At 72.6% G+C, this 26039-nt stretch carries 24 protein-coding genes and 2 tRNA genes; 10 read left to right on the forward strand and 16 right to left on the reverse strand.

Annotation, left to right across the window (positions count from 1 at the left end; translation table 11 throughout):
• Window positions 1-10 precede the first annotated feature (10 nt).
• The 11 genes from JE024_RS17850 to kilB all read right to left on the reverse strand — a co-directional run bounded on the left by JE024_RS17850 (window position 11) and on the right by kilB (window position 7796).
• Window positions 11-193 (reverse strand): hypothetical protein, encoded by a 183-nt coding sequence (locus JE024_RS17850; RefSeq protein ID WP_205374551.1) that lies wholly within the window; start codon window positions 191-193, stop codon window positions 11-13.
• Between the two features lie 10 nt (window positions 194-203).
• Window positions 204-677 (reverse strand): hypothetical protein, encoded by a 474-nt coding sequence (locus tag JE024_RS17855; protein ID WP_205374552.1) that lies wholly within the window; start codon window positions 675-677, stop codon window positions 204-206.
• A 203-nt stretch (window positions 678-880) separates the two neighbouring features.
• The gene (locus JE024_RS17860; protein WP_205374553.1) at window positions 881-2974 is read right to left on the reverse strand and encodes a hypothetical protein; all 2094 of its coding nucleotides are present in this window, start codon (window positions 2972-2974) and stop codon (window positions 881-883) included.
• Window positions 2975-2976: 2 nt separating this feature from the next.
• Window positions 2977-4578 (reverse strand): hypothetical protein, encoded by a 1602-nt coding sequence (locus JE024_RS17865; protein ID WP_205374554.1) that lies wholly within the window; start codon window positions 4576-4578, stop codon window positions 2977-2979.
• A 95-nt stretch (window positions 4579-4673) separates the two neighbouring features.
• Window positions 4674-4928 (reverse strand): hypothetical protein, encoded by a 255-nt coding sequence (locus JE024_RS17870; protein ID WP_205374555.1) that lies wholly within the window; start codon window positions 4926-4928, stop codon window positions 4674-4676.
• Window positions 4925-5263: an RRQRL motif-containing zinc-binding protein gene (locus JE024_RS17875; protein ID WP_205374556.1), complete on the reverse strand. Its 339-nt coding sequence runs from the start codon at window positions 5261-5263 to the stop codon at window positions 4925-4927. Before JE024_RS17875 ends, JE024_RS17870 begins: the two co-directional genes overlap by 4 nt.
• The gene (locus JE024_RS17880) at window positions 5260-5733 is read right to left on the reverse strand and encodes a hypothetical protein (RefSeq protein WP_205374557.1); all 474 of its coding nucleotides are present in this window, start codon (window positions 5731-5733) and stop codon (window positions 5260-5262) included. Before JE024_RS17880 ends, JE024_RS17875 begins: the two co-directional genes overlap by 4 nt.
• On the reverse strand, window positions 5730-6734 hold the full coding sequence (locus tag JE024_RS17885; protein WP_205374558.1) for a DUF2637 domain-containing protein: 1005 nt from the start codon (window positions 6732-6734) through the stop codon (window positions 5730-5732). The genes JE024_RS17880 and JE024_RS17885 overlap by 4 nt, the downstream gene beginning before the upstream one ends.
• Complete coding sequence (locus tag JE024_RS17890; protein ID WP_244882935.1) at window positions 6731-7015, reverse strand: DUF6303 family protein; 285 nt, start codon at window positions 7013-7015, stop codon at window positions 6731-6733. The genes JE024_RS17885 and JE024_RS17890 overlap by 4 nt, the downstream gene beginning before the upstream one ends.
• Window positions 7012-7275, reverse strand: coding sequence for a DUF6284 family protein (locus JE024_RS17895; RefSeq protein WP_205374559.1), 264 nt, complete (start codon window positions 7273-7275; stop codon window positions 7012-7014). Before JE024_RS17895 ends, JE024_RS17890 begins: the two co-directional genes overlap by 4 nt.
• 92 nt (window positions 7276-7367) lie before the next feature.
• Window positions 7368-7796: a plasmid transfer protein KilB gene (gene kilB / locus JE024_RS17900; protein ID WP_205374560.1), complete on the reverse strand. Its 429-nt coding sequence runs from the start codon at window positions 7794-7796 to the stop codon at window positions 7368-7370.
• 527 nt (window positions 7797-8323) lie between these two features.
• On the opposite strand from kilB, the gene JE024_RS17905 reads away from it, so the two are divergent.
• Both JE024_RS17905 and JE024_RS17910 read left to right on the forward strand, forming a co-directional pair.
• Complete coding sequence (locus tag JE024_RS17905) at window positions 8324-9112, forward strand: GntR family transcriptional regulator (RefSeq protein ID WP_205374561.1); 789 nt, start codon at window positions 8324-8326, stop codon at window positions 9110-9112.
• 2 nt (window positions 9113-9114) lie between these two features.
• Complete coding sequence (locus JE024_RS17910) at window positions 9115-9876, forward strand: glycosyltransferase family 2 protein (protein WP_205376590.1); 762 nt, start codon at window positions 9115-9117, stop codon at window positions 9874-9876.
• Between the two features lie 117 nt (window positions 9877-9993).
• Here JE024_RS17910 and JE024_RS17915 read toward each other — a convergent pair whose 3' ends face one another.
• On the reverse strand, window positions 9994-11337 hold the full coding sequence (locus JE024_RS17915) for a HEPN domain-containing protein (protein ID WP_205374562.1): 1344 nt from the start codon (window positions 11335-11337) through the stop codon (window positions 9994-9996).
• A 145-nt stretch (window positions 11338-11482) separates the two neighbouring features.
• Here JE024_RS17915 and JE024_RS17920 point away from each other — a divergent pair, with 145 nt between their 5' ends.
• Window positions 11483-11851 (forward strand): DUF6009 family protein, encoded by a 369-nt coding sequence (locus JE024_RS17920; protein WP_205374563.1) that lies wholly within the window; start codon window positions 11483-11485, stop codon window positions 11849-11851.
• 378 nt (window positions 11852-12229) lie between these two features.
• Here JE024_RS17920 and JE024_RS17925 read toward each other — a convergent pair whose 3' ends face one another.
• Both JE024_RS17925 and JE024_RS17930 read right to left on the reverse strand, forming a co-directional pair.
• The gene (locus JE024_RS17925; protein ID WP_244882937.1) at window positions 12230-13495 is read right to left on the reverse strand and encodes an LAETG motif-containing sortase-dependent surface protein; all 1266 of its coding nucleotides are present in this window, start codon (window positions 13493-13495) and stop codon (window positions 12230-12232) included.
• Between the two features lie 247 nt (window positions 13496-13742).
• Window positions 13743-14633 (reverse strand): bifunctional DNA primase/polymerase, encoded by an 891-nt coding sequence (locus JE024_RS17930; protein ID WP_205374564.1) that lies wholly within the window; start codon window positions 14631-14633, stop codon window positions 13743-13745.
• A 683-nt stretch (window positions 14634-15316) separates the two neighbouring features.
• Here JE024_RS17930 and JE024_RS17935 point away from each other — a divergent pair.
• Together JE024_RS17935 and JE024_RS17940 are read left to right on the forward strand one after the other, a co-directional pair.
• On the forward strand, window positions 15317-15874 hold the full coding sequence (locus tag JE024_RS17935) for a SigE family RNA polymerase sigma factor (protein WP_205374565.1): 558 nt from the start codon (window positions 15317-15319) through the stop codon (window positions 15872-15874).
• Window positions 15875-16182: 308 nt separating this feature from the next.
• Window positions 16183-17829, forward strand: a complete 1647-nt coding sequence (locus JE024_RS17940) for a long-chain fatty acid--CoA ligase (RefSeq protein WP_205376592.1) — start codon at window positions 16183-16185, stop codon at window positions 17827-17829.
• A gap of 234 nt (window positions 17830-18063) precedes the next feature.
• On the opposite strand, the gene JE024_RS17945 is transcribed toward JE024_RS17940, so the two are convergent.
• Window positions 18064-21879, reverse strand: a complete 3816-nt coding sequence (locus JE024_RS17945; RefSeq protein WP_205374566.1) for a response regulator — start codon at window positions 21877-21879, stop codon at window positions 18064-18066.
• A gap of 168 nt (window positions 21880-22047) precedes the next feature.
• Window positions 22048-22521: an SSI family serine proteinase inhibitor gene (locus JE024_RS17950; protein ID WP_205374567.1), complete on the reverse strand. Its 474-nt coding sequence runs from the start codon at window positions 22519-22521 to the stop codon at window positions 22048-22050.
• Between the two features lie 197 nt (window positions 22522-22718).
• On the opposite strand from JE024_RS17950, the gene JE024_RS17955 reads away from it, so the two are divergent.
• The 5 genes from JE024_RS17955 to JE024_RS17975 all read left to right on the forward strand — a co-directional run bounded on the left by JE024_RS17955 (window position 22719) and on the right by JE024_RS17975 (window position 25935).
• A tRNA-Ser gene (locus tag JE024_RS17955) sits at window positions 22719-22809 on the forward strand.
• A gap of 307 nt (window positions 22810-23116) precedes the next feature.
• A tRNA-Arg gene (locus tag JE024_RS17960) sits at window positions 23117-23189 on the forward strand.
• Between the two features lie 157 nt (window positions 23190-23346).
• Complete coding sequence (locus JE024_RS17965) at window positions 23347-23928, forward strand: DinB family protein (protein ID WP_205374568.1); 582 nt, start codon at window positions 23347-23349, stop codon at window positions 23926-23928.
• Between the two features lie 48 nt (window positions 23929-23976).
• Window positions 23977-24873 (forward strand): DUF2797 domain-containing protein, encoded by an 897-nt coding sequence (locus JE024_RS17970; RefSeq protein ID WP_205374569.1) that lies wholly within the window; start codon window positions 23977-23979, stop codon window positions 24871-24873.
• 78 nt (window positions 24874-24951) lie between these two features.
• The gene (locus JE024_RS17975) at window positions 24952-25935 is read left to right on the forward strand and encodes an amidohydrolase family protein (protein WP_205374570.1); all 984 of its coding nucleotides are present in this window, start codon (window positions 24952-24954) and stop codon (window positions 25933-25935) included.
• Window positions 25936-26039 lie beyond the last annotated feature (104 nt).

Consider the following 26039-nt stretch of genomic DNA (forward strand, 5'->3'; position numbering starts at 1 on the left):
CCTTTCGTGGTCAGTGTTTGGTGCCGTGGCGGGTGTGGTCGGCGGCGAGCACGGTGAGGCGTTCGGCCTCGGCGGGGGTGATGGCCCGGTAGCGGATGCGGACCGTGCAGGTGGGGAACGGGCAGCGCAGGGTGCGGGCGCCGTTCAGGAGCGCGAGCGCGTCACTGATCCGGTCACGGAGCCGATCGGGCACGGGGGTCTCCTCAGTGGTGGTTGATGGTGCCGTTGGCGCGGCCGAAGAGGCCGGTGGCGGTGATGTTCTGGGTGATGTGCGTCGGCGTGGTGCGGCGGGTGCGTCCGCGGGTGGTGCGGAGCAGGAGGGGGAGGGCGATGGTTCCGGCGGCGATGAGGGCGACGGCGGACCACAGGGCGTGGCTCATGGCGATCAGTCCCGGGGCGGCGTAGGAGAGTCCGATGCCGGCGGCGGCGATGCCACCCCCGATGGTGGGGGTCAACAGGGCGGTGGTCTTGGCCCAGGTCGGGATCGGCGCCGCCGCGGGCACCGCCTGCTGCGGGGTCTCGGCGGGCGGCTGGTGGGTGTAGGCGAGGGTGCGGATCCCGCCGGGCAGGGTGACCAGTTGGACGCCGGGCGGGATCTCGTGGGCGAGCATCGCGCCATGTATCGGGGTGGTCTGCGGGGGCAGGGTGGTGATCTCGTACGGGGTCGGGGAGTGCACAACGCGGTCCCTTCAACGACGGCGGGCAGCACCCTCCGCGGGTGCTGCCCGGTGCCGTTCGCTTGTCGTCTGACTTGTCGCGTGCTTGTCGCTTGTCTTGTCTTGTCGCTTGTCGCCTTGCAGGTCACAAGCTGTTTCGGGCCCTCAGCAAGTCGTCCAGGGCCCTTCCTGGCGGCGGGGTGACAAGCGCCAAGACGAGGCTTCTACTGGCCCTCGGGCGGCGCGTGGTGGTGGTGGACGTAGCGGGTCTTGGTGCCGGTCCCGATCCGGACGGCGGTCCCGTCGTCGCTCCAGGTTTTGAGCCAGCCGACGACCGTCTGGCGTGAGGTGCCGTGCGCGTTGGTGAGGGCGCGGGCGATCGCGGATGCTCCGGTGCCCTCGGGCCCGGCGGCGAGCAGCAGGGCGAGGGCGGCGTCCTTGGCGGCGTTGTCCTCGTCGCTGCCGCGCAGGGCGGACAGGTTTAGCCCGGCGGGCCGCTCCGCCCGATCTTCTGCCTTCCCTCGTTCGGGGGCGGTGGCGAACTTGGCGTCGATCTGCTCGCGGAACTGCCGTGCGAGGGCGTCCGCTTCCGACTCGGCGGCGGGCGGCTGCTCGCGCAGCGCGGAGAGGTTCAGTCCACCGGGGCGGCCCTGCTCCGTGACGGCTGCGGGTGTGGGGCGGTGGGGGTCGCGCATCCAGGCGGTGCGTTCGGGTGCCCAGCGGTTCGCGTAGGCGTCCCCGGCGACGGTCGCGGAGGTGGCGTCCAGGGTGGGGTGGAGGGCGGAGGTGGCGGTGACGATGTCGCGGATCTGGTTGGGCAGGATCCGCCAGTTCTTGAACAGGGCCGCCGCGGACTCGGGGGTGCCCATGAACCCGGCGCCCTTGTAGGGGGCCTGGTCGACGCGCAGGCCGCGGGCCCCGGGGAACACCTTGGACAGGTCCATGCCTTCGACCTCTCCGCCGGTCAGGCAGACTCGCGCTTTGGCCTCACGGCGGATCATCAGGTTCCCCAGCACGGCACCCGTCGCCCCGAGCGCGGTCAGCACCGTCCGCACACCCATCGCGCGCAGCATCCGGATGACTTCCAGGATCTTCTTGGCGAGTTCCTTCATCTGCCGGTCAGTACTGGCGAGGATCTCCGCGCCCTCGTCAATGACGAGCATGATCTGCGGAATCTTGGGCGACACGGGGAGCTGGTCGGTGTTCGCCTGGGCCATGAGGTCCTGGTAGGCGACCTTGCGGTGCCGGCCGATCGCGAGCGCCGCATCCAGCATCAGCAGGGCTTCGTCGTAGGTGGAGGCGAGCCAGTCCACCCCGGGGGTCATGCCGTCCACGATCTGCCCGTTGTCGTCGAGTGCGGGGCGGACCCAGGGCAGGCCGGCGGATCCGGCGTTGAGGTCGATCACCCAGGTGAGGACGTCGGTGGTGCGGGCGAATCCGGCGAGGATGACGTGAACCATGTTCGTCTTGCCCGATCCGGTCGGCCCGACCACGAGGGCGCACTGCTCGCGCAGGTAGACGCAGATTTCCTGCGCGTTCGTCCGGTAGCCCCACGGGATCCCCGTGTAGATCGACAGCGGCCCGTACTGGTCGGGGTAGGTGCGCTCCTCCGCCAGCACGTTGACCGTGGTGACGTCGATGAGGACGCGTCCCTGGTCGATGCCCTGCGACGCGATCGCGGTGCAGCCGTGCGGCAGGCGGGCGTCCGCGGCAAGCTGGGTAGCGTGCTGCGCGATGCGGTCGTAGGTGGTGCCGCCGGGCGGGAGTTCGGCGTCGATGGTGAACCCGCTGCCGGTGGGCCACTGCTCGACCGCGAGGACGCGCACCGTGACATGGCAGACGCGCTGAATCCGGTCCACCCACTCGGCGGCGATCGCCCGGCGTTCGGCGGACAGCTCGCGGGCGACCTGCCGTTCCGCGACGGCGATGGCCTCCAGCTCGCGGGCCTCCTCGTGGATGAGGGTGGCGCGGGAGGCGGCCCCGATGCCCACCCCGAGGGTGGCCAGGGAGCCGAGGGCGGCCCAGGTCAGCGGGCCCGTGGCGATGGCCCAGGTGGTCCACCCGGCGCCGAGCAGCCAGGACGCGGCGCGCATGCCGATGGTCCGGGCGGACAGCCGGTCACGCAGGCTGGTGGCAGTGTGGCCGATCGCGCCGGCCGCGCCGACGGCGAGGGCCCAGGCGGGGGGCATGCCGGTGGCGGCGCCGGTGGTGGCGATGGCGAGGGCGCCGGTGGTGGCGGACATGGCGCCGGTCACGGGTCCGTGACCGGCGCTCCAGTCCCACACCGGCCCCGTGCTGGTGGCGGGGTTGGTGGGCATGATCAGACGTTCCATCCCTTCTCGGCCTCGGTCCCGTTGCGGGGGTCCTCGTGGCGGGCGATGTCCTGCTCGTGCGCGAGACGGAACAGCGGGCCCATGTCCTCCGCGACCGCGACCGCGGACATCAGGGCGCCGTAGATGTCGTCAAAGCCGCACGCCACTTCCTTCTCCAGCGGGAACTCGGAGTCGGCCCGCTCCGCGAGAATCCGCATCACGTTCGCCACCGACGTCAGCGCGGCCGGGAGCCCTTCGACCATGGCGAGGATCTCCATGGCACTCTCGGGCTCGTAGCTGTTGGCGGCGGCTTCCATCTCCGCCGCGTACTCCTCGAACCGGAAACCCGACACGATCACTCCCTCGTTGTCACTGCTGGTGGACGGGGCAGGCACCAGGCCCTCGGGCCGCTCGGCCGTCTCCCCGATCTCCTCGTCGCCCTCGGCGGCGTCCGCGGCTTCCTCGTCGCGCGCCAGGGCCTGACGGATGGCCTCATCCCGGGCCTCGCGCTGCTCCTTCGCGGACTGCATGAGGCGGGCGTAGAGGCGGCGGCCGGGGTGGATCAGCCACGCCCAACCGAGCCGCCGGCCGATCGGGGAGGTGACCATGCCGAGCATCCCGGCGAGCAGCGCGGCGAGCAGACGGCGCCGCTGGAACCGCCCGGCGGAGCGCCGCAGCGCGGCGCGGGCTGCCTTCCGGGCGGGTGCCTTGCGCACCTGGTCGCGCTGCCCGGCGACCTGTCCGGCCGTGCGCTTGTCCCGGGCCTGGCGGGCCCGCTCGATGGCGGCGCCGCGGGCCTTGCCGATCCGGCCCGCGGCCTTGCCGACCGCCCGGCCGACCGCGCCGCGGCTGCCGAGCGAGGCGGCCCGCTGCCCGGCCTTCGCCTGCCGACGGGCGTCCGCGACCTGCCGCCGGGCGCCCGTGGTGTCGCTGCGGCGCGCGGCCCGCGACGGGGCCGACTGCCGCGCGGCATCCCGCAGCGCCCTGACCTCCCCAACCCGACCGCGTCCCGCCCCGCTGCCCCTGCCCGGACGGGCGGACTGCGAGCCAGCGGAGGTGGAGCCGGTCCGACCACGCCCGCTCGTGCGGCCGTTGGGCAGCGCGGATCCGCTGATGGCACGGCCTGCGGTGCCGCCGGTACGGTGTCCGCGACCTGCCGTCCTACTGGTGCCGGCGTTCCCGTTAGCGCCCTGCTTCGGCACCCGCCCGGCACCCGGCCGGACCGTGGTCCCGACGCTGCCGTGCCGGGCCGTCGCGGCAGTACGGGAAGCCTTCTTCCCCGCCCCCGCCCCGGCCCCGGACCTGGTCTTGGGCTTGCGGTTGCTGCGGTAGCGGGCGGCGGCTGCGGCGGTGCCGAGGACAGCCGCGCCGGTCGCGGCGACGGCGAGCCCGGCCGGTCCGCCGACCAGCGCAGCAGCCGCCATAAGCGAGGTGGTCGTGTTCGTGCTGGTGACCGCGAGGGGGACGACCGGCCACCCGCCCGGGGTGTGGTCGACACTCGCGGCCGGGGCCGCCGTCGACTCCGGCGCGGAGGTGGGGGTGTTGGGGGTGGGGGTGGTGTCCGGAGGGGCGTCGGTGCCCGCTTCCGGAGCGATGGTGGTGTCCGTCATGCTGTGTGCACTCCTTTGCGGAGAACAGCAGGGCCCGCACGCGCTTGCTTGGAGGCGGTGGCGTGCGGGCCCGTGCTGTGGCGAGGTGGTGCAGGTCAGAGCCCGTTGGGCTCCAGGGAGAAGAAGACGACGTGCGCCCCGGCGAACGCGGGGTCGCGCATGACGATGTGCTTGCGCAGGGCGAGGAAGACGTCGTGCCTGCGGTCGTGCTCGGTCGGGGTGATCGTGCCGTACCAGGTGTCCATGCCTCCGCCGGTCTTGGCGAGGGTGAGCACGTACTGGTGGGAGCCGTGCCGCCGGTCGGCCGGCGCGGGCGCGGGGGTGGTCTGCTGGCTGGTGTGGGTGGTCATGCGGGGACTCCTGTCGGTCCGTCGTGGCAGGGGGTGCACATGCCGAGTGAGCGCGGGATCCGGTAACCGGCATCCCGCTGGCAGGCCGGGCAGACGCGCTGCGCGGCATTCGCCTTAGCGAGGGCTGCCCGGCGCGCGGGCGTCATGGGGCGGACGGGCTTGGCCCGGTCGATGCGGTAGAGGTAGGCGACCAGCGGCCCCCGCCGACGACGGGGGCGCTGGAGTTCGGCGGCGACGTCCTGCCCGCCGGGCCGAAGCCCCAGGGCGCGGAGCTGGCGGCGGGTCGCCAGGCCGTCCGGGGCGAGCCGCCACCGGAACACCGGCAGCGCACTCACGGTGCAGCCGTCTCGGGCATCCGGCGGGCGATGCCTCCGAGCGGGAGCGCCTGCACCCGCCACGCGACTTCACTTGCCGGCGGCAGTGCGGCGCCGGGGGTGTGGGCGGTCCAGCCGGAGCGTGGGGCGCCCTCGGCCTCAGCCGCCACCTCGGCCGATTCCTGGCTGGGGTGGACGCTGTGGAAGGCGCCGCGGTGGAACAGGACGAACACCCGCTCGCTCAGGGCCGCGGTCTGCTTGCGGGTGACCCGCAGCAGCGTCCGCAGCGCCTGCCGGTCCTCGGTGTCGAGCAGCGACTGCGCCCGCAGGGCGGACAGCTCACCTTCGAGCCGCGCCGCCTCGCACCGTAGCTCCGCGAGCGCGGCCTCGGCCCTGTGCGCGGACTCGGCGGCCCGGTGCTGCTGCTGTTCGGCTTCGGTCCGGGCGGTGTGCAGGGCGGTGAGGGTGTGGGTGGACACGACGCGGATCACGAGGATGCTCCTTCGAGGGCGGGGGCGGTGCGGGTGTCGCGTAGTTCCTGGTAGCGGGCGGTGACCCAGCCGAGCGACCAGCCGCACAGCTCGACAGCCGTCCGGATCGACAGCCCTTCGGCGAATGCCGCGGCGACGATCCGCCGGGCCACGTCCTCGTCCTGCTTCTTGTCCACCGGCCCACCGGACAGCAGCTCCGCGCGTTCATGGGCCTCCCGCTCGGCGGCTTCCTGCTGCTGCCGGCGGGCCGCCTGCTCGCTCGCCAGACGCTCGGCTTCGCGGCGCTGTTCAGCCTCACGGGCGAGGCGTTCACGCTCGCGCTGCTGCTGTTCACGCATCTGTTCACGGCGTTCACGGGCCTCCCGCTCCTCCCGCTCCCGCTGCTCGCGCTCGGCACGCTCGGCGGCCCGTGCGGCTTCCTCCCGTGCGGTCTGTTCACGGGCTAGCCGGGCCTCGTGCTCGCGCTGTTCACGCGCCTCCGTGGCGGCGTGCTCGCGCTCCTGGCGGGCTCGCGCCTCGGCCGCTTCCCGGCGTTCCCGGGCCGCCCGCTCCCGTGCCTCGCGCTCGGCGCGCTGCTCGGCCTCCAGACGGGTCACGGCAGCAGTGATGGCGCGCCGGTAGGCGAGTCCGGTCTCCGCGGTGACGATCAGCAGCAGCGGCGCGACCGCGTGCACAGCCATGCCGACCAGGTCTTTCTTCAACGCGGAGTCGGTGACGTTCAGCGCGAGGGTCATGCAGCCGGTGAGCCACCGGAGCACGACGGGCCACCGGCCGCCGTCGCCTCCGAGGCGGGCGAGGACCGAGTCCAGCCGCACCACGATGACGACGGCGGCGTCCACCACGAGCGGGAGGATGGGGGCCGTCCACTTCCACCCGGCAGGGGTGTGGGCCGCCATCAGCGGGGTGACGGTGAGGATCGAGTAGAGCATCGCCCCGGCCACGATCAGCCACGTCCCGACGCTCAAAGCGCGCTCTGCTGAACGGATCTGAACAGTGTTCACGGCGCCCCCTCCCGCACGCTCGTGAAGGCGATCAGGACGACCGGGGCAGCCGGGTCATCGTCCGGCGTGACGTCCTCGGTCCACTCCCAGCCGGGCCCGTCCGTGAACACGTAGCCCAGCGCGGCCAGCGCCCGTGAACGCTCCTGAACGGTCGGCACCCCGGGGCCATCGAAGTCGTAGGTCGGCCACTCGCTCGCCCCGAAGATGACGACGTATAGCCGCCACTGACCGGTCTCCCGGTGCGAGGCCATCTGCGCGGTGAAGGTGCCGGCCGCCGTCACGCGGCACCGCCGACCACACCCGTGGGGCGGTTGGCCAGCGCCCGGCGAGCGGCGAGCACCCGGCGGCGGGCCCGGCGGATCCGGCGCTCATCCAGCGCCGTGGGCGTGCGGTCCAGGGTCGTGATCTGCGCGTCCAGCAGCTCCACCTCCGCGGTGATGAGCGGCATCTCCGTGTCGATCGCGTCCAGCTCAGCGGCCGTGGGCTCGCGGTCCGGCTCAGCGGCGGTAACAAGCATCTGACGTGCGACGATGGACTTCATGAGTCGTGGTCTCCCTAGCAGGTTTCACGGCTCGACAGCGGCCCCGGAGGTGCAACTCCGGGGCCGCGCGCCGTGCATGGGTGGTGGGTCAGTCAGGCGGCGCTGGCCGCGTGCTTGACGAAGTGGTCGCACGCGACGATCGCGGCCGTGCGCGCAGCGGCGAGCAGCTCGGTGCTTGCCGCGCCGCGCAGGCCGTAGACGGCGGAAGCCGCACCCTGCGCGGAGTCGAGCAGGTTGGGCGCGAGGACAGCCAGAGTCGTCATGGGCGCGGTGACCGCGCTCCGGGTGGCATGGCTCTCGGCGCGGGCCGCCTCGTAGGAAGCGGCGTCCGCACCGGACAGGCGCAGGTCCTCGCGAACCCACATCGCACGGCGGTGGTCGGCCAGCGCCGACGTCAGCGCGGTCACGGCAGCAAGCCGCTCACGCCGCAGCGCGGCCCGCTCGCTGCCACGCTGCTGAAGCACGTAGGCGCTGACCGACCCGAGTAAGGTCCCGGCCACCGCGATCACACTCGCCCACATGGGGGCACTCCCCTCCATTGAAGATCCGGTCTCTCCGGCTCCCCTCAGCGCTGCTCGTCTGAGACGAGCAGCGGAGGCAACCGGCCGCCGTCAGCAGGCGGCGAACGTCGGTTGGGTTCAGACCTCCGATACGCGTGGTGCCCCTCGCCATGGGGAGGTCTGGTTCCCAGGGGTGATCAGGACAGATGCCACGCGGGTCTTAGAGCCGATGGCGTGTCCCCCTACGGGGTGTAGGGCCCGGGTGTGACGCGGGCCCAGTCTCGGTCGGCTGGTCTCCACTCACCTCGGCCGGTGTCCTCACGGCCGTCCATACGCGGTGGATCACGCTGTCCAGTTGTTGCGCGACCCTCTGAACGACCCCAGGGGCCGGAGCGGGCATAAATCGGCAGGACAGGGTGCTGCTAAAGAGATCCTGTCCTCAACTCCTCTTAAGGAGTAGCTTGACTATGGCGAACGGAGAGCCAGTCGTCAACTCCTCTTGAGGACTTATGCTGAATCCGTCGACAAGCAGGGATGGTGAAGCCACGATGGCGAAGCAGTACGAGCGGATCGCCGGGCAGCTCCGCGAGCGCATCCGCGCTGGTGAGCTGAAGCCTGGTCAGCGGCTTCCCGCTGAGACGGCGCTCGCCAAGGAGCACAGAACCAGCCTGCCGACGATGCGGGACGCGCTCGCCCTGCTCCTTTCGGAAGGGCTGATCGACAAGAAGCACGGTGTGGGCAACTTCGTCCGCAAGCCGCGCAACCTGGTCCGACGGGACAACGCCCGTCACCAGTGGGAGAAGGACCGCGCAAGGGCCGGCGAGGCGGAGAGGCAGACCACCGGAGCCACCGAGCGGGACACAGGTCTGACGATCTCCGATCTTGAGTTCCGCGCGACCTTCGCGGATGTACCGGCCAACGAGGACCTGGCGGAGCACTTCGGCGTGGCCGCCGGGACGCTGCTACTCGAACGCGTCTACCGCACCAATCACCGGGACGAGGATGTCCCGTTTAACATCGCGCGGTCGTACCTGGTCCGCGACATGATCGCGGCGAATCCGGCCCTCATGGACCCGTCCAACGAGCCTTGGCCCGGGGGCACGCAGAATCAGTTGCACACGGTGGGGATCGAGCTGGACCGCGTGGTGGAGCGCGTCACGGCGAGGCCGCCCACGGTCGAAGAGTCCGAGGAGCTGGGGTTGCAGGGAGGCGTTGCGGTGATCGTCCTGCGCAAGACGTCCATCGACACGAGAGGCCGAGTGGTGGAGGTTTCTGACGTGGTGTTGCCTGGTGACCGGACAGAACTGATCTTCACGACGAACCTGGCTCGGTGGTGAACATGAGCCGTCGCATCTCTGTCGTCACCGCCGTACACGCTCCCGCTGCCCATCACCTGGCGGACGCGTACAAGTCCCTGCTCGAACAGCAGCTTCCAGAGGGGTGGGACTGGCAGTGGGTCATTCAGGAAGATGGCGAAACCGATGAGGTCGCTCCGCACGTTCCCGATGATGACCCGCGTGTCAGCTTTGCCCAGGGGCGCCCGGGGCGAGCCGGCATGGCGCGCACGCTCGGTCTCTCGCGTGCGGTCGGCGAGTACGTGAAAGTTCTCGACGCTGACGACATGCTCACGCCGGGCGCATTGGCCCGTGACCTGGCAGCGCTCACGGCGAACCCGTCACTCGGGTGGGCCACCTCCCGGGTTCTGGATCTGCTGCCAGACGGATCGACAGTCGGCTTCGACCAGGACCCCCCGAACGGCCCTATCGATCGCGGTGCCGTGCTCAAGCACTGGCAGACGCACGACTTCCGGGCACAGGTGCACCCGGCGACGCTCTTCGCGCGGCGCGACCTGGTACTGGCACTCGGAGGGTGGATGGCTCTGCCGGCGTCCGAGGACACGGGGCTTCTGCTCGCACTGAGCGCGGTATCCCGCGGTTGGTTCACCGAAGAAACAGGCTTGCTCTACCGGAAGTGGCCTGGGCAGGTAACGAGCCAGGCCTCGCACTCGCATGCGCAGGAACGTGACGCTCGAATGGCAGTAATCCAAGCGAGGGCGCAAGCACTTCACGAGCTCGAAGCCTGGCGCTTTGAGGGCTCCTGAGGGCAACGTAGGCGGACACTGAAGCACAGGAAGGCGGGTGCCAGCCTCGCCTTCCTGTGCTGTCTATGGCCCCCTGGTTCGCCTCAGGGTAGCTCCCGCTTAACCGTCGACTGAACGTTATTCGGAACTCTCATTCGCTGGCCATTGGCGGGTCCCCCATCGGAGGTCTTCAAGTAGCGATTCCAACTCCTTCTCGGTGGACACTGAAAAGGTGGAGTGCGCTTCAAGGAGCCTCCAAGCGGCCCAGGTTACTGAGTCTTGCATATCTCTAAGAAAGTTTCCTTCGCTGAGCTTCCGCGTTTCTCCGCCATGGGCAACAACGCTTCTGACGGCGTAAATTTCCTCGTACTCCTTCGCGCGTTTAGATCTGATTCCGGGATCCTCCTCAAGGAGGGCATACCGCTCCTTCATCGCACGTCCAGGAAGAGCCGATTTAGATCCCAGTAGAGCATCCAACGCGACGCCCGCAGCTAGTGCTGCATCATCCTGAGCCGACGCCCAGTAGCTCTCCGCGAACCAGCGTGCGGCAACGTGCAGTCGGCGGAGAAAGCTATTCTCCTGTATGAGGCATCGTTCAACGGCGCTGCGGAGAAAATCGCCCTGCAGTAGATCCATCAGAGGAATCGGATCCTCGCTGCGCCATGAGACTCCACCATGTCGCCCGAGTGCATCGATCAGCAAGGGTGAGGAGTAGAGTTCAACGTCATCGCCAGACTCTCTCAACCCGACCTCAACGACTTTACGGTCTAGCGTGATCCCTCTCACGCCGGGTCGATTGGTATCCCCTCTCAGGGACCACAGGTTCCGTTCACTCTTTTCGGTGACCAGTAGCATCGTGAGGTCAACTACTAGTTGTAGGTTTCTCTCCGCCTGTGAACGTGCCATGCCGCGTTGCCCTGGAACCAGGGCAGCAAACCCCACGCGCGGTTGCCTGTGTTTGAGTTGATTAATGTAACTCCCTACCTGTGCTTTATGGTTTTGGGCACGCCCTCCCAGTTGTTGCACTTCCTCAACGAATGCATCGTTCAGGTTGCCGATGACGTTCTTCTTTCCAATCCTTAGGGGCGCTCCTTCCCAAGCGACGTTTGACACGGGGAATACCACGAGTGAAGGCTCGGTGTAAATGATGCACGCTAGGAATTCCCTTGCCTTGTCTTCTCTTTCCTTCGTGGCGTGCACGGATGTTACAAGTGTTGCTAGGTACCCCCAGAGTTCTTCCAGGCTCCAGCGGTCGCGCACCTGTGCCTGCTTGGCGAGCAATTCGTGAAGCTCTTCAAGTTTCATCACCCCTTCTTCGGAAAGGCTAACCGGTCCGTTTGGGGAGGAAATCGAAGCCTGCCGGGAGTGTCGGTAAGTTTCCACGCACCACCCATAATCCCAGGGTTCAGGGTTTCCCGGACTGCGAACTTCTGCGGCGGCGGCGAGGGTCAATTCGGTTGCCTTTGAGTGGATCTTTTCCATGGGGACATTTTGTCAGCACCGGGCTAGCCGGTCAGCCGATTTTTCAAAGATCATGGTGAAGTTCGAACACCACTGAGAAGATGATGGTCTGCCTGCTTGGTTCAGCCACACCGTGGCTCTGACTGGCGAGACTGATGGAGGAACGTTGGCCAAGAATCCAAGGGCTCTGGAGTACGAGGACGGCATCGAATGGACGGAGGACATCGAGAGCTTCGACTACGTCAGGCAGTCAGTCGCACTGTCTGTCTCGACTCGTCGGCGTCCCGTGCCGTGGAGCGGGCACGGGCGCCGGGTCGGCTACGCCGTGCTTCGTTCGGATGCCCCCAGCGGAGACGTGCCCGGAAAGTTCATACGGCGCGTCTTCTGGGTCAAGGACTACGACAGGTCCGAGCAGCCGAACGGGACGTACAAGCGCTCAGCACCCAGTGAAGCCGTCGACCCTCGGACCGTCGCCCCGGGTGTGTGGGGTGAACTCACAGAGCGCGCGTGGGGAGCGCCGTTGCCCGACGCCTAGGCAGGCAGTGGGCCATGTGTGGGCCAAGGCAGCAGCTATTGGGAGAGCTTGAGTTGTCTGCGCAGGTCAGGGCGTGGTTCGCGCTCAAGGCGCGACGCTCTTGAAAACCGTCGTGGCGCGAGTCACCGTGGGTTCAAATCCCACACCCACCGCCTGCAGCACAGCGACAGCACACGCCGAGGGGCGGGCCTCCGACACGGAGGCCCGCCCCTCGGCGTGTGCTGGGGCGGCCGGGGGCGTTGCGGCCGTCGTTAGGCTGGCGGTGCCCAGGGTGCTCGCAAGCTCGGGGCGGGACCGGTGGCCGTGCCGGCGGGTGTCCGCTGCGGCGGGGCCGTCGAGAGGCGGGTGGCCACCGGTCCGGTGCGTCTTCCCCGGGGATCAGGCGGAGTTGCGGCGGCGGGCGACGAGGACCGCGCCGGCGCCGAGGGCGAGGGCGGTGGCCGCGGCCGCGGTGAGCTGCGGCAGGGCGGAGGACGAACCGGTGGCCGCCAGCGTGCCGTTGGTGCCGCCCTGCGGGGTGACGGTGGTGGTCTGCGTGGTGGTGCCGCCGGTGGGCGACGGCGTCGGGGCGGGGCCGGCCGCGGCGAGCAGGTCGAAGTCGTACTCCGTCATGTCGTTGCCGCCGCAGGAGCCGTCCTCGTTGTCGTAGTCGGCGGCGATGTAGGCGATGCCGTCGCCGGCCGGGGCCTTGGCGTCGACGGTGAGGCGGAGCTTGACGTCCTCGGCGGCGCCGGGCTTCAGCGGGCCGACGGAGCCCGCGTAGGTGCCCTCGGTGACGTCCTCCCACGTGTCGGAGCCGGAGGGGGCCCATTCGAGCGTGAAGTGCTCGTCGACGATGTCGTAGTCGTCGCCGGTGGTGGCGTGGAAGAAGACGAACGGGTTCACGTCGTCGAGGGTGCGGCCGGTGCCGTTGGTGACGGTGACGGTGAAGTCGACGGTGGTGCCCGCCGTGATCTTGGCGGGCAGGTCCTTGGCGACCGACGTCAGGTCGTCGTCCACCGCGCAGGTCTGGTTCTCCAGGGCCTCGGCGAGCGCCTCGTCGGCGGCCTCCTTGGCCTCCTTCGCGGCGTCCAGCGCGACGCCGGCCAGGTGCAGTTCGGTGAAGGCCGCGACGCGGGCGTCGTCCACGGCCTTGGAGGCGGCCTTCGCCTTCTCCTGGGCGGCGGTCGAGGCCGTGCCGGCGTCCGCCAGGGTCTTCTCGGCCTCCGCGACCTTCGCCTCCGCGGCCGCCTTGTCCTCGTCGGTGGCGGTCTCGGGGAGCTCGTCGAGCTCGGTCTGTGCCGCGGTGAGCGCGGTCTCGGCCGCCGTGACGGCCTCCTTGGCGGCGTCCGCCTCCTTGCGGGCGGTGGCGGCCGCCACGACGAGGGGGTGGTCGTCCTTGGTGAGCGCCTCGACGAGGGCGGTCGCGGTCGTCTTGCGCGCGAGGGCCGCCTCGTACGCCTTGCGCGCCTCCTCGGCGGCCTTGCGGAGTTCGTCGATCGACGGGGTGTCGTCGTCGTTGTCGGCGGCCGTCGCCGACTCCCGGACGGTGGTGCGGAGGTCGCCGGGGCCGGTCTCGGCGAGCGCCGTGCCGGCGGCGAACAGGACGGCGGGGGTGGTCACCGCGGTGACGACGGCGGTGGCGAGGATGCGGCGGAGTTTCACGAAGGCACCTTCTGGGTCCGGGCACAGATCAGCAGCGCGGTACGGATCCGGAGCTGGTCGGGCGTCCGGAGAGCGGTCGGTGCGGGGTCAACTCACGCAGGACCGCCGGGTGATCGTATGACCGGTTATGCGAGGGGAGGAAGGAGGTTGTCCCGGCCGCCGCCGCGGCGGCCGGGAGCCCGGGGTGGACGAACCGGCCGATCAGGGGCAGTTGCCTCGGAAGGGAAGATCACTTTTGTGATCCATGTCATGTCCGCGGTCGGGCCGTGAGGCGGGCGGCCGACGCGATGGTGGCCCGGGCCTCGTGCTCGGGCAGCCCGGCCCCCACCGCGGCCCGGGTCAGCGCGTCGGCGAGCGCGTCGCCGAAGCCGTGCTCGTAGGCGCGGCAAGCGGCCCAGAACAGCCGGGTGTTGCGCTGGCCCGCCCGCGCGGCGAGGACGAACTGGACGAGGCCCTGCCCCTGGGCGGCCGTCCGCCGCGCGTGCTCCGGGTCCGGGCGCGGGGCGGCGTGCCGGGGGCGCGCGGGAGGCGCGATCAGGCGCAGCAGGGCGGGTGGGCAGGGCGCGGGAGGCAGCCCAGCGGTGCCCGGCGCCAGGCGGTACGCGCCCTGCGCGGTGACGGAGCCGGGGCCGACGAGGTAGCCGCCGGACCCGCGGACGTCGATGCCCGGGGCGAGCCGGCTCGCGGAGTTGGGGACGGTCACCCCGGCCGGGCCGGTCAGCCAGAGGTGCCGGCCTCCGCTCGGGGTGAGGACGGTGACGGTCTCCGGGACGGTGAACAGGTGCTCCAGCGCGAGGTGGCGCAGTTCCGCCGTCGCGTCGGTCTCCGCCTTGACGTCGAGGTCGATGCCGATCAGCCGGTACGGCGGGCGTCCGCAGGCGATCCCGTAGCCGGTGGACCACGGGGCCGCGGCGAAGAGGGCGCGCACGGCGGCGGGGTCGCAGGTGGCGTCGTGCACGCCGTGACCGGGCCTGCCGCACTCGCCGCGGCAGGCGAAGGGTTCGGGCTCGCCCCGGTGGGGGGAGCGCAGGGCGGGGAGCTTGTTCGCGGACAGCGGGATGACGGGGAGCCCGCGCTCGGCTGCGGTGAGGGCGTGGGCGAGGGCCAGGGTGGCGGTCTGCCGGTCGGTGATGGCCATGGAATCATTTTCGTACAAGCGTTCGAAGAAGGGAAGGGGGAAACGGTGGGGCGGGGGGTGGTGAAACGGTTCGTCCCGGGGCTTGCGGGGCCGGTGGGGTCGATGGAACGCCAGGTATCGGAGGGGTTTATGCCGGGGGTGCTCACGCTTGCGAGCGAATCGCCCCGGCTCGGGCGGTTCGCCGGGGTTTCGGTGGGCAGCTCTGATCCCGCGAACGGCGTTCACCGCTCGCACCGGGAGAGCCCCGCACCGTTGTGGAGGAGAAGACATGGCCCCTGTCCGTCCCGTTCGTTGCGCCGCCGCGGCAGCGCTCGCGCTCCTCGCCGCGGCGGCCCGGGCCGACAGCGGGGGGCCGGCACCCGGGGGGTAGGCCGGCCCGAGGGGGGCCGGGGGGTCGGGGGGCGGGGCTGGGGAGCGAGGGGGCCGGGGGCGCGGGGGCGGGGTCCAGGGGGTGAGGTGGACGGCCGTCCGCCGGGGGTGCCGCGGCGGCCGGGGCAGGCGGCCGTCCGCGGTGCGGCGCCTGCCCGCGGGCGCCGTGCACCGGGGGCGTACGCCGGGGGTCGTCGGGGGCGGCCCTCCACCTTCAGGAGGTGCGGCGCCCTCGGGCCCTACAACCTGAGGGGGACACGGCTTCGGTCCCTGGGGCCGATCCCTCGCGGCGGTCCCGCTCCTAGCGTGGAGCCATGACCACGCCAGTCTGTACGTACGCCTCCCAGGCCGCCGCGCCGGTGCCGTCGTACACGCGTTACAGCTCCTTCTCCTCGTACGTACGGGCGCGGGGGCCCGTGCTGCTGCGCACCGCACGGTCGCTCACCGCGAACCCGAGCGACGCGGAGGACCTGCTGCAGACCGCGCTCACCAAGACGTACGTCGCGTGGGACCGCATCGAGGACCACCGGGCGCTGGACGGCTACGTGCGCCGCGCCCTGGTGAACACCCGCACCTCCCAGTGGCGCAAGCGCAAGGTGGACGAGTTCGCCTGCGACGAGCTGCCGGAGCCGCAGGTGCTGCCGGTGGCCGATCCCGCGGAGCACCAGGTGCTGCACGACGCGATGTGGCGTGCCGTGATGAAGCTGCCGGACCGCCAGCGGGCCATGGTCGTGCTGCGCTACTACGAGGATCTGAGCGAGGCCCAGACGGCCGAGGTCCTCGGCGTCTCGATCGGCACGGTCAAGAGCGCGGTGTCCCGGGCGCTCGGCAAGCTCCGCGAGGACCCGGAGCTCTCACCCGCCCGCCGCTGACGCTCTCTGCCGCCGAGGCCACCCGCCGCTCGGGGCACCCGCGGCTTGCCCGGTCGCCGGCCGCGTGTGCCGACCGGTCCGTGTGCCGACCGGCCGTGTGTGCCGATCGACCCGTGCGCCGCCGGTCCGGGCCCGCCGGGGGCGCCCTCCGGACCCTTCGGGCGAGTCCCGCCGGGGGTGGGACGAAGGGCGACGTTCCGTGATGTGCGGGGATTCATTACCCCCGGGTAGTGACATACCGCTTGGTATGTGCGCAGAATCTTCCCACCTTGTCGCACCGTAGCGCCAGCGCCCACCGGGAGGACGCCGTGCTGAGCACCATGCAGGACGTACCGCTGACTGTGACCCGCATCCTTCAGCATGGGATGACGATCCACGGGAAGTCGCAGATCACCACCTGGACGGGCGAGCCCGAACCACAGCGCCGCAGCTTCGCCGACACGGGCCGCCGCGCCGCGCAGCTCGCCAACGCCCTGCGGGACGAGCTCGGCATAGACGGCGACCAGCGGGTCGCCACCCTGATGTGGAACAACGCCGAGCACGTCGAGGCGTACTTCGCGATCCCTTCCATGGGCGCCGTGCTCCACACCCTCAACCTCCGCCTGCCCGCGGAGCAGCTCGTCTGGATCGTCAACCACGCGGCCGACCGCGCCGTGATCGTCAACGGTTCGCTGCTGCCGCTGCTCGCGCCGCTCCTTCCGCACCTGCCGACGATCGAGCACATCGTGGTCTCCGGCCCCGGCGACCGGTCGCTGCTGGCCGACACCGAGGCGCAGGTCCACGAGTACGAGGAGCTGATCGCCGGCCGCCCCGAGACGTACGACTGGCCGGAGCTGGACGAGCGCAGCGCCGCCGCCATGTGCTACACCTCCGGCACCACGGGCGACCCCAAGGGCGTCGTCTACTCGCACCGGTCCATCTACCTGCACTCCATGCAGGTCAACATGGCCGAGTCGATGGGCCTGACGGACAAGGACACCACCCTCGTCGTGGTGCCGCAGTTCCATGTGAACGCCTGGGGCCTGCCGCACGCCACGTTCATGACGGGCATCAACATGCTGATGCCGGACCGTTTCCTCCAGCCCGCTCCGCTCGCCGACATGATCGAGCGCGAGAAGCCTTCGCACGCCGCGGCCGTCCCCACCATCTGGCAGGGCCTGCTCGCCGAGGTCGGCGCCAACCCCCGTGACCTGTCCTCGATGAAGCAGGTCACCATCGGCGGCGCCGCGTGTCCGCCCTCCCTCATGGAGGCGTACGACAAGCTCGGTGTGCGTCTCTGCCAGGCCTGGGGCATGACGGAGACCTCCCCGCTCGGCACGATGGCCCACCCGCCGGCCGGTCTGAGCGACGAGGAGGCGTGGCCGTACCGCGTCACCCAGGGCCGCTTCCCGTCCGGTGTGGAGGCCCGGCTGGCCGGACCCGGCGGCGAGTTCCTGCCGTGGGACGGCGAGTCCGCCGGCGAGCTGGAGGTGCGCGGCGCGTGGATCGCGGGCGCGTACTACGGCGGCGCGGGCGGCGACGACCTCCGGCCCGCCGACAAGTTCAGCGAGGACGGCTGGCTGAAGACCGGCGACGTCGGCGTCATCAGCCCCGACGGCTATCTGACGCTGACCGACCGGGCGAAGGACGTCATCAAGTCCGGCGGCGAGTGGATCTCCAGCGTCGAGCTGGAGAACGCGCTGATGGCCCACCCCGAGGTCGCCGAGGCCGCCGTGGTCGCCGTCCCCGACGAGAAGTGGGGCGAGCGTCCGCTGGCGACGGTCGTGCTGAAGGAGGGCTCGACCGCCGACTACGAGACGCTCAAGGAGTTCCTGGCGGGGAAGATCGCCAAGTGGCAGCTCCCGGAGCGGTGGGCCGTGGTGCCCGCCGTGCCGAAGACGAGCGTCGGCAAGTTCGACAAGAAGGTCATCCGCAGGCAGTACGCGGACGGCGAGCTGGACGTCACCCAGCTCTGACGCTCCCGGGTGTGACGCACCCGGGTGTGACGCACGCGCAGGGGCCGGCGGTCATGACCGCCGGCCCCTGCGGCATGTCCGGCGCCGCCCGTTCACGGCGGGCTGCGGCATGTACGCCGCCGCTCGTCCACGCCCGCCCCTGCGGCAGGTCCGCTGCCGCCCGTCCACGGAGGGCCGCCCGCCCGCCGCCGGTCCCGTTGGCGAGCGCCCGGGCCGACGGCGGTGCGGCTCCCGTCAGTTGGTGCCGATCTTCGCCAGCAGATCGACGATGCGCGCCTGGACCTCGTCGCTGGTGGAGCGTTCGGCGAGGAAGAGCACCGTCTCCCCGGACGCCAGCCGCGGCAGTTCGGCCCGGTCGAGCCCGGCCGAGGTGTAGACGACGAGCGGGGTGCGGTTGAGCTGGCCGTTCGCCCGGAGCCAGTCGATGATCCCGGCCCGGCGGCGGCGCACCTGCATCAGGTCCATCACCACGAGGTTGGGGCGCATCTGGCCCGCCAGCGTGACGGCGTCCGCGTCGGCGCCCGCCCGTGCCACCTGCATCCCGCGCCGCTCCAGCGTCTCGGTGAGCGCCAGCGCGATCTCCTCGTGCTCCTCGATCAGCAGCACCCGGGAGGGGTGCTGCTCGCTGTCGCGGGGCGCGAGCGCCTTCAGCAGCACGGCGGGATCGGCGCCGTACGCGGCCTCCCGGGTCGCCTGCCCGAGACCGGCCGTCACCAGCACCGGGACCTCGGCGGCGACGGCGGCCTGGCGCAGCGACTGCAGCGCGGTCCGGGTGATCGGGCCGGTCAGCGGGTCGACGAAGAGCGCCGCGGGGAACGCGGCGATCTGGGCGTCGACCTCCTCGCGGGAGTGCACGACCACCGGTCGGTAGCCGCGGTCGCTCAGCGCCTGCTGGGTGGAGACGTCCGGCGCGGGCCACACCAGGAGCCTGCGAGGGTTGTCGAGCGGCTCGGGGGGCAGCTCGTCGTCCACCGGCTGCGGCAGCGGACGGTTGGCGACCTCCACCGCTCCCCCGGGGCCGTCCAGCGGCTGCGGGCCCTCGGCGCCGTCGTCGGGCGCCCCTATGGCGTAGGCGCGTCCCTCGGAGCGGTCGGCCGGCAGCCGCGAGGCGCCCGGGGCGGGCGCGGCGGGCTGCGCCGGAGCGGGCGCCGGGGCGGCCTGCGGCTGGGGGTGCGGCCGGGCGGCGGCCTCCGGCAGCTCGCTGTCCTGGCGGGTGCCCAGCTTGCGGCGGCGGCCGGAGCCGAGCGACTGGTTCTGCTGCTGGGTGAGGTGCTGGGCGAAGGGGACGCCCTGGCCGAGGGTGCGGACGCTGAAGGCGCGCCCCTGCGTCGAGTCGGCCGCGGGCTCCTCGGCGGGCAGCGGCTGGGCCACCCTCGCCGGGGGCACCCGCACCGGACCGGTGCCGGGCTCCGCCTCCGCCGGGGTGTCCGGGGTCCCGCCCGCGGGCGTGCCCTGGGCGGGCGTGGTCCCGGCCGGGACGCCCGGCGCGGGCGTCGACCCGGCCGCCGGGACGCCCTGTGCGGGCGTGCCGTCGGACGCGGCGGCTCCGGCGGGCGTGCCGTCCGCCGGGGCGGACTCGGCCGGGGTGCCGTGCGCGGGGGTGCCCTGGACGGGAACGCCCTGGGCGGGTGTGCCGTCGGCGGGGGCGGCCGCCCGGCGCCTGCCGGTGGGGGCGGGGTGCTGCTGCGGAGGCGTGTGCTGCTCGTGGCCAGGGGCCGCGGCCACCGGGTCGTGGCGCTCGGCGTCGGGGGCCGGCGCGGGAGCGGGCACCCGGTCGGCTTCGGCGGGCGGGAGCGCGAACGGGCTGCGGGCGGGGGCCTCCGGCTCGGGCCGCGGCGCGGCCGCGAGCGCCCGGCGGGCTCGGCGTCCGGCGGGCTGCGGGGCCCCTTCGGGGGAGGCCGCCGCGAGCTCGGGCAGTCCGCTGCGGGGCGGCTCCACCTCACGCCGGGCACGCCGTCCCGACGGCGGTCCGGCCACGCCGTGCGCGTCGACCGGCACGCCCTGCGGCGGGACGGTCTCCCCGAACGCGGCCCGGCCTCCGGCGCCTTCGGCGGCCGTCACCACCGACCCCTCGGCGGCCTGCGGCGCGGCGGGCTGCTCCGCGGGGCTGGGACGGCCCCGACGGCGGCCGGTGCCGCCGTCCGTGCCGCCCTCCGGGCGGACGGACCGCCCGTCGGTGTCCCCCGCGGGGACCGGCTCCGCGTCCGGACGGCCCGCGCGGCGCCGCCCGGTCGGCGGCTGTGCCGCCACCGGGTCCTCCGCCGCCACCGGGCTTTCCAGGAAGGCGTCGGTCGACGCGCGGCGCGCCCGGCGGCGCCCGCCGCCTGAGGACGCCGTGCCGGCCGTCTGCTGGGCGGGCAGGGCGGGGGTGTCCGCCGCGGCCGGGGCAGGCGGCGGCACCGTCCCGGAGCCCTCGCCGAGGGGCACTTCCAGGACGTACGCGCTGCCGCCGGTCCCGGGCACCTCGTGGGTCTGGAGCACGCCGCCGTGGGCCCGGACGATGCCGTGCACGATCGGGGCGTGCACCGGGTCGCCGCCGGCGAACGGCCCGCGCACCTCGATGCGCACGACGTCGCCCCGCTGCGCCGCGGCGACCACGATCGTGGAGTCCACGTAGCCGCCGCCGGGCACCACACGGGCCTTGCCCGTCGAGTCGACGCCCGCGACGTCGGCGACCAGGTGGGCGAGCGCGGTCGCCAGCCGTGCCCCGTCGACCTCGGCCTCTATCGGCGGCGCGTGCACCGCGAACTGGACCCGCCCGGGGCCGATCAGCTCGACGGCGCCCTCGACACCGGCCGCGACGATCCCGTCGAGCAGCACGTTCGCCTTGGCGAGCCGCTCGGTGCCCGTGTCCAGACGCTGGTAGCCGAGCACATTGTCGACAAGCGTCGTCATCCGGGCGTATCCGGCGGCGAGATGGTGCAGGATCTGGTTCGCCTCGGGCCACAGCTGCCCGGCCGGGTCCGCGGCGAGCGCGCCCAGTTCGGCGCGGAGTTCCTCCAGCGGGCCGCGGAGCGAGTCGCCGAGCACGGCGGTGAGCTGGGCGTGCCGCGCGGTGAGCTCCTCGTACCGCTCGGCGCCGGCCTCCAGCTCGGCCGCGTACCGCTCGGCGCGGTCCGCCAGTTCGGCCTCGTGCTTCTCCGCCGCCGCCGTCAGCTCGGCCGTGAGCCGCTCGGTGGTCTCGGCGAGCTCGCCGCCCAGCCGCTCCTCGGTCGCCGCGAGCTCGGCCGCGTGCTTCTCGGTCGCCTCGTCGAACGGCCGCCGGTCGGTGAAGGTCATCACCGCGCCGACGAGCTGGTCCCCGTCGCGGACCGGGGCCGTGGTCAGGTCGACGGGCACCCGGGCGCCGCTCTTCGACCAGAGCACCTGACCGCGCACCCGGTGCTTGCGCCCGGACTTGAGGGTGTCCGCGAGCGGCGACTCCTCGTACGGGAACGGGTCGCCGTCCGCGCGGGAGTGCAGGATCAGCGGGTGCAGCTCCTGGCCGCCGAGGTCGCTGGCGCGGAAGCCGAGGATCTGCGCGGCGGCCGGGTTGACCAGGACGACCCGGCCGTCGGTGTCGGTGCCCACCACGCCCTCGGCCGCGGCGCGCAGGATCATCTCGGTCTGCCGCTGCGAACGCGCCAGCTCCGCCTCGGTGTCCATGGTCCCGGTCAGATCCCGGACGACCAGCATCAGCAGCTCGTCGCCGGTGTATCCGCCGGCCGAGTCGTACGCCTCGCGCCCGTCCAGGCTCGCGCTCGTCACCTCGACCGGGAACTCGCTGCCGTCGGTGCGGCGCGCGATCATCCGGGCGGGCTTGGTGCGGCCGCGGGTGTCGGCCGGGTCGGGGCGGCGCATGGACCCGGGGATCAGCCGGGAGTCGAAGTCCGGCACCAGGTCGAGCAGGCCCCGCCCCACCAGAGCCGTGCCCGGCGCCTCGAAGAGGTCGAGCGCGATGCTGTTGGCGTTGACGACCGTGCCGTTGGCATTGACGAGGACGAGCCCGTCCGGAAGGGCGTCGAGTATGGCTGCGAGGCGAGCAGCGCCTCGGGATGGCCTGCTGCTCACGACGACGGTTCCTCCCTGACCTACTGCGTATTGCGGACGGCCGGTCCCATCTTGCCCCTCGGGCCACGGCCTGTCACTGAGGGAGTCTAAGCGCAGCGAGGGGCGCTCAGACGGTGGATGAGGGGGAGCTCTCACCAAGGTTGTGTGCGGATGGCGTACGCCATCCGCCTATGACCTGGTGTTGGGCAGTACCGGCTCAAGCGCCTGCCACCGCGAGATCTCGCAGCCGTCGGACCTGTCGAACGTGGCGTCCACCGGGCGGCCGCGCCAGGTTCCGGTGACCCGGGCGGTGGCCGGGCCGCCGAACTGCTGGGTGCACATCTGCCCCTCGGGCACCGGCGCGAAGGGGTCCGCCCCGTCGCGGGCGAACTGGTCGAGCCGCTCGCAGGCACCGGCCGCCGAGGGGTGCGTCCCGCCGGCCGGGCCGCATTCCAGGTCGTACCTGCCGTCCGTCCGGGTGTTCCCGGTCTGGGAGACGACCACGTTCAGCCGGTCGGGAACGTCCTCGGGCGTGTCGGCCGGTCCGAGGACCGGCACGGGCAGCGGCAGCGGCAGCGGCGGGGTGATCGCGACCGCGGCGGGCACGGCGGCGGCGAGCGCGGCGGCGGACACGGTGGCGGTGAGGACGAGACGGCGCAGCATGGGTGCTCCTGACGATCACGGGAGATGCCGGGGACCTTGGCCCCGGCATCTCTAACGCTGCGCACGCCGCGGCGTTGCGCAACCGCAAGTGCTTTGCCCTGCGGGCCCGGGGCCTAGTACCGTGGACGGCGATTGGTGGCGAGCCGCAGGGCTGTGTCATCATCTGCACGCACCATCCGCGCTCGCGCGGGTGTGCTGGAGGCGTCGCCTAGTCCGGTCTATGGCGCCGCACTGCTAATGCGGTTTGGGCCTTAAAGCCCATCGAGGGTTCAAATCCCTCCGCCTCCGCCGTCAGATCACCGAAGCCCCGGCCTCCCGGCCGGGGCTTCGGTCGTTCCCGGACCCGCTGCCGTGCGCGGGGCCCCACCGCGTCCGCCGCACCCCCTGGAGGGCGGCTCGTCCGGTGTCCCTCGGAGGGCGGCTGCTGCGGTGTCCCCGCTCTCGCCGCACCCCGGCCCCCGCGGGCGCAGCATGCGGCCGTTCGGGTGTTTGTGCAGGTCAGGCGGGGTGTGCCTAATGGATTTCGCGTGACGGCGCAGGTCATGTAATGTTGTCCACGCAACGCCGACCGGGCAGAAAAGCCCGAGAAGCACAAGCACTCGTAGCTTAACGGATAGAGCATCTGACTACGGATCAGAAGGTTGCAGGTTCGAATCCTGCCGAGTGCACAGCGCAGAGAGGCCCCGGACGAGAGTCCGGGGCCTCTCTCGTTTCGTCGTGCGCCGGCGACGTCCGCGGGACTGTCAGTGGCGGGGCGTACTGTCCCGGCGGGTGGTCGGGTGCGGGGGTGCCCCCGGCCCGGGACGCGGATGCCGGGAGGCGATCGTGGTGGATCTGAAGGACGAGCTGCACCGCAAGCTGCGGGAGGCGCGTGCCGGGCTGCTGTCGCGGCTCGACGGGCTGGGCGAGTACGACCTGCGCCGGCCGCTCACGCCCAGCGGCACCAGTCTGCTCGGGCTGGTGAAGCACCTGGCGGGCGTGGAGTACGCGTACCTGGGCGAGTCGTTCGGGCGGCCCGCGCCCGAGAAGCTGGCGTGGGTCGAGGACGGATCGGTCTGGGACGGCGCCGACATGTGGGCGCGGGCGGACGAGTCGAGCGACTACCTGATCGGGCTGTACCGGCGCGCCTGCGCCCACGGAGACCGCACGGTCGGGGAACTGGAGCTGGACTCGGCGGGGTCGGTGGCGCACTGGCCCCGGGAGCGCCGGGAGACCACGCTCGGCGTGCTGCTCGTCCGGATGGTGGCGGAGACGGCGCAGCACGCGGGCCACGCCGACATCGTGCGCGAACTCGTCGACGGGAAGGGCGGAGCGGACCGGGAGGCCCAGGGCGACGAGGCGCACTGGCGGGAGTACGTCGCGGGGATCCAGGCGGCCGCCGACGCGCACCACCGCGGCGAGGGGTGAACGGCGGGCCGGGGGCGACGCGGTGAACGGGGCGCGGAGGGCGACGCGGTGAGATGGGCGCGGAGGGCGACGGACGGGGCGTGGCGGTGCGCCGGTGCGGGCTGGCCCGAGGACGGGCCGGGGGCCGTACTGCGCTGGGAGGGCGGGCGGGTGAGCCCGCTGACACCCGGCCGGGAGATCGGCTTCCGGGCGGTGGGCGAACGGCACTGCGTCGGCGCCCGGGGCAACGCCTGCCCGCTGACCGCCGTCGTCCCCGGACGGACGGCGCAGGCGCGGTGCGCCGAGTGCGCGCGGCTCGACCGGGCCCACTCGGTCGCGGCCGACACGATGCCCGACGACCCGCGCCCCTACCGGGTGTACCTGGCCTGGTTCGGGCCGGGCCTGGTGAAGGTGGGCATCACCGGTGAGGCGCGCGGGTCGGCGCGGCTGAGGGAGCAGGGGGCGGTGGCGTACACCTGGCTCGGGCGGGGGCCGCTGATGGCCGCCCGGCGCACCGAGGAACTGCTGCGGGCGGCGCTCGGGGTGCCGGACCGGATCCCGTACGACGCCAAGCGCGCCGTGCGGGCGGCGCTGCCGCCGGCCGGGGAGCGGGCGGCCGAGGTGGTCTCGCTGCACGCGCGGGCCGCCGCGCTCCCGGGGTGGGCCGAGACCCTGGAGCGGCTGGAGTGCCGGGTCGTGGACCACGCGGAGGTGTTCGGCCTCGACGGGCTGCCGCCCGCGACGGCGGTGGTGCGGGAGCTGGTGGACGGCGGGGCGGTCGGCGGGCGGCTGGCCGCCGTGGCCGGGCCCGATCTGCATCTGCGGACGCCCGGCGACGGCCTGCTGGTGGTGGACACCCGGCTGCTCACGGGCTGGTCGCTGGTGCGGGCCGGCGCGGACGCGGGGGCCGAGGTACCGGTGCGCGCGATGCCCGCCGTCCGCGGGGAGCAGGGCGGACTCTTCTGACCGCCGCCGCCCTCCGGGGCCGGAGCGCCGGCCCCGGAGGGTGGACAGGGGCGGGGGCCGGGCCGGAGGGTGATCGTCATGTGCAACGGACCTGGGGCGGGCAGCGGCCCGCACGACGAGACCGGCCCCGACGCCGCGCCCGACGCCGGTCCGGCCGGTGCGCCCGGCTTGGCAGGTGCGCCCGGCCCGGACGAGGCGGTGGAGGTACGGGAGTTCTGGACGCGGCTGGGCCTGCCGGGGCTGGTCGACGTCCACACCCACTTCATGCCCGAGCGGGTGCTGCGCAAGGTGTGGGCGTACTTCGACGCCGTCGGCCCGCTGACGGGCCTTGCGTGGCCGATCTCCTACCGGCACGAGGAGGACGAACGCGTCGCGCTGCTGCGCTCCTTCGGGGTGCGGCTCTTCACCTCGATGCTCTACCCGCACAAGCCCGGCATGGCGGGCTGGCTCAACGACTGGGCCGCCGGCTTCGCGGACCGCACCCCCGACTGCGCCCGCACCGCGACGCTGTTCCCCGAGGAGGGAGTGGCCGGCTACGTACGCGACGCGGTCGACGGCGGCGCCCGGGTGTTCAAGGCGCATGTGCAGGTGGGGGCCTACGATCCGGCGGACCCGCTGCTCGACCCCGCGTGGGGGCTGCTCGCCGACGCCGGGGTGCCGGTGGTGATCCACTGCGGCTCGGGGCCCGCGCCGGGCAAGCACACCGGGCCGGAGCCGGTCGGGCGCGTGCTGGTCCGCCATCCGCGGCTGCGGCTGGTGGTGGCCCACATGGGCATGCCCGAGTACACGGACTTCCTGGGGCTCGCCGAGCGGTACGAGGGGGTGTGCCTGGACACCACGATGGCGTTCACCGACTTCAGCGAGGCCATGGCGCCGTTCCCGGTGGCGGAGCGGGCGCGGCTCGCCGCGCTGGGCGACCGGATCGTGCTCGGGACGGACTTCCCCAACATCCCGTACCCCTACCTGCACCAGCTCAGGGCGCTGGAGCGGCTGGAGCTCGGGGACGACTGGCTGCGGGCCGTCTGCCACGACAACGGGGCGGCCCTGCTGCGCGCCGCCTGAGCGGGCCGGGCCGGGCCGGGCGGGGACGGGGCGGGGCGGGCGGTAAGGGACAGGCCGGGCCAGGCGGGGCAGGCCGGGCGGGGCGGGGCGAGAAACGGCGGAAG

This window comes from Streptomyces zhihengii (assembly GCF_016919245.1).
Classification (GTDB): Bacteria; Actinomycetota; Actinomycetes; order Streptomycetales; family Streptomycetaceae; genus Streptomyces; species Streptomyces zhihengii.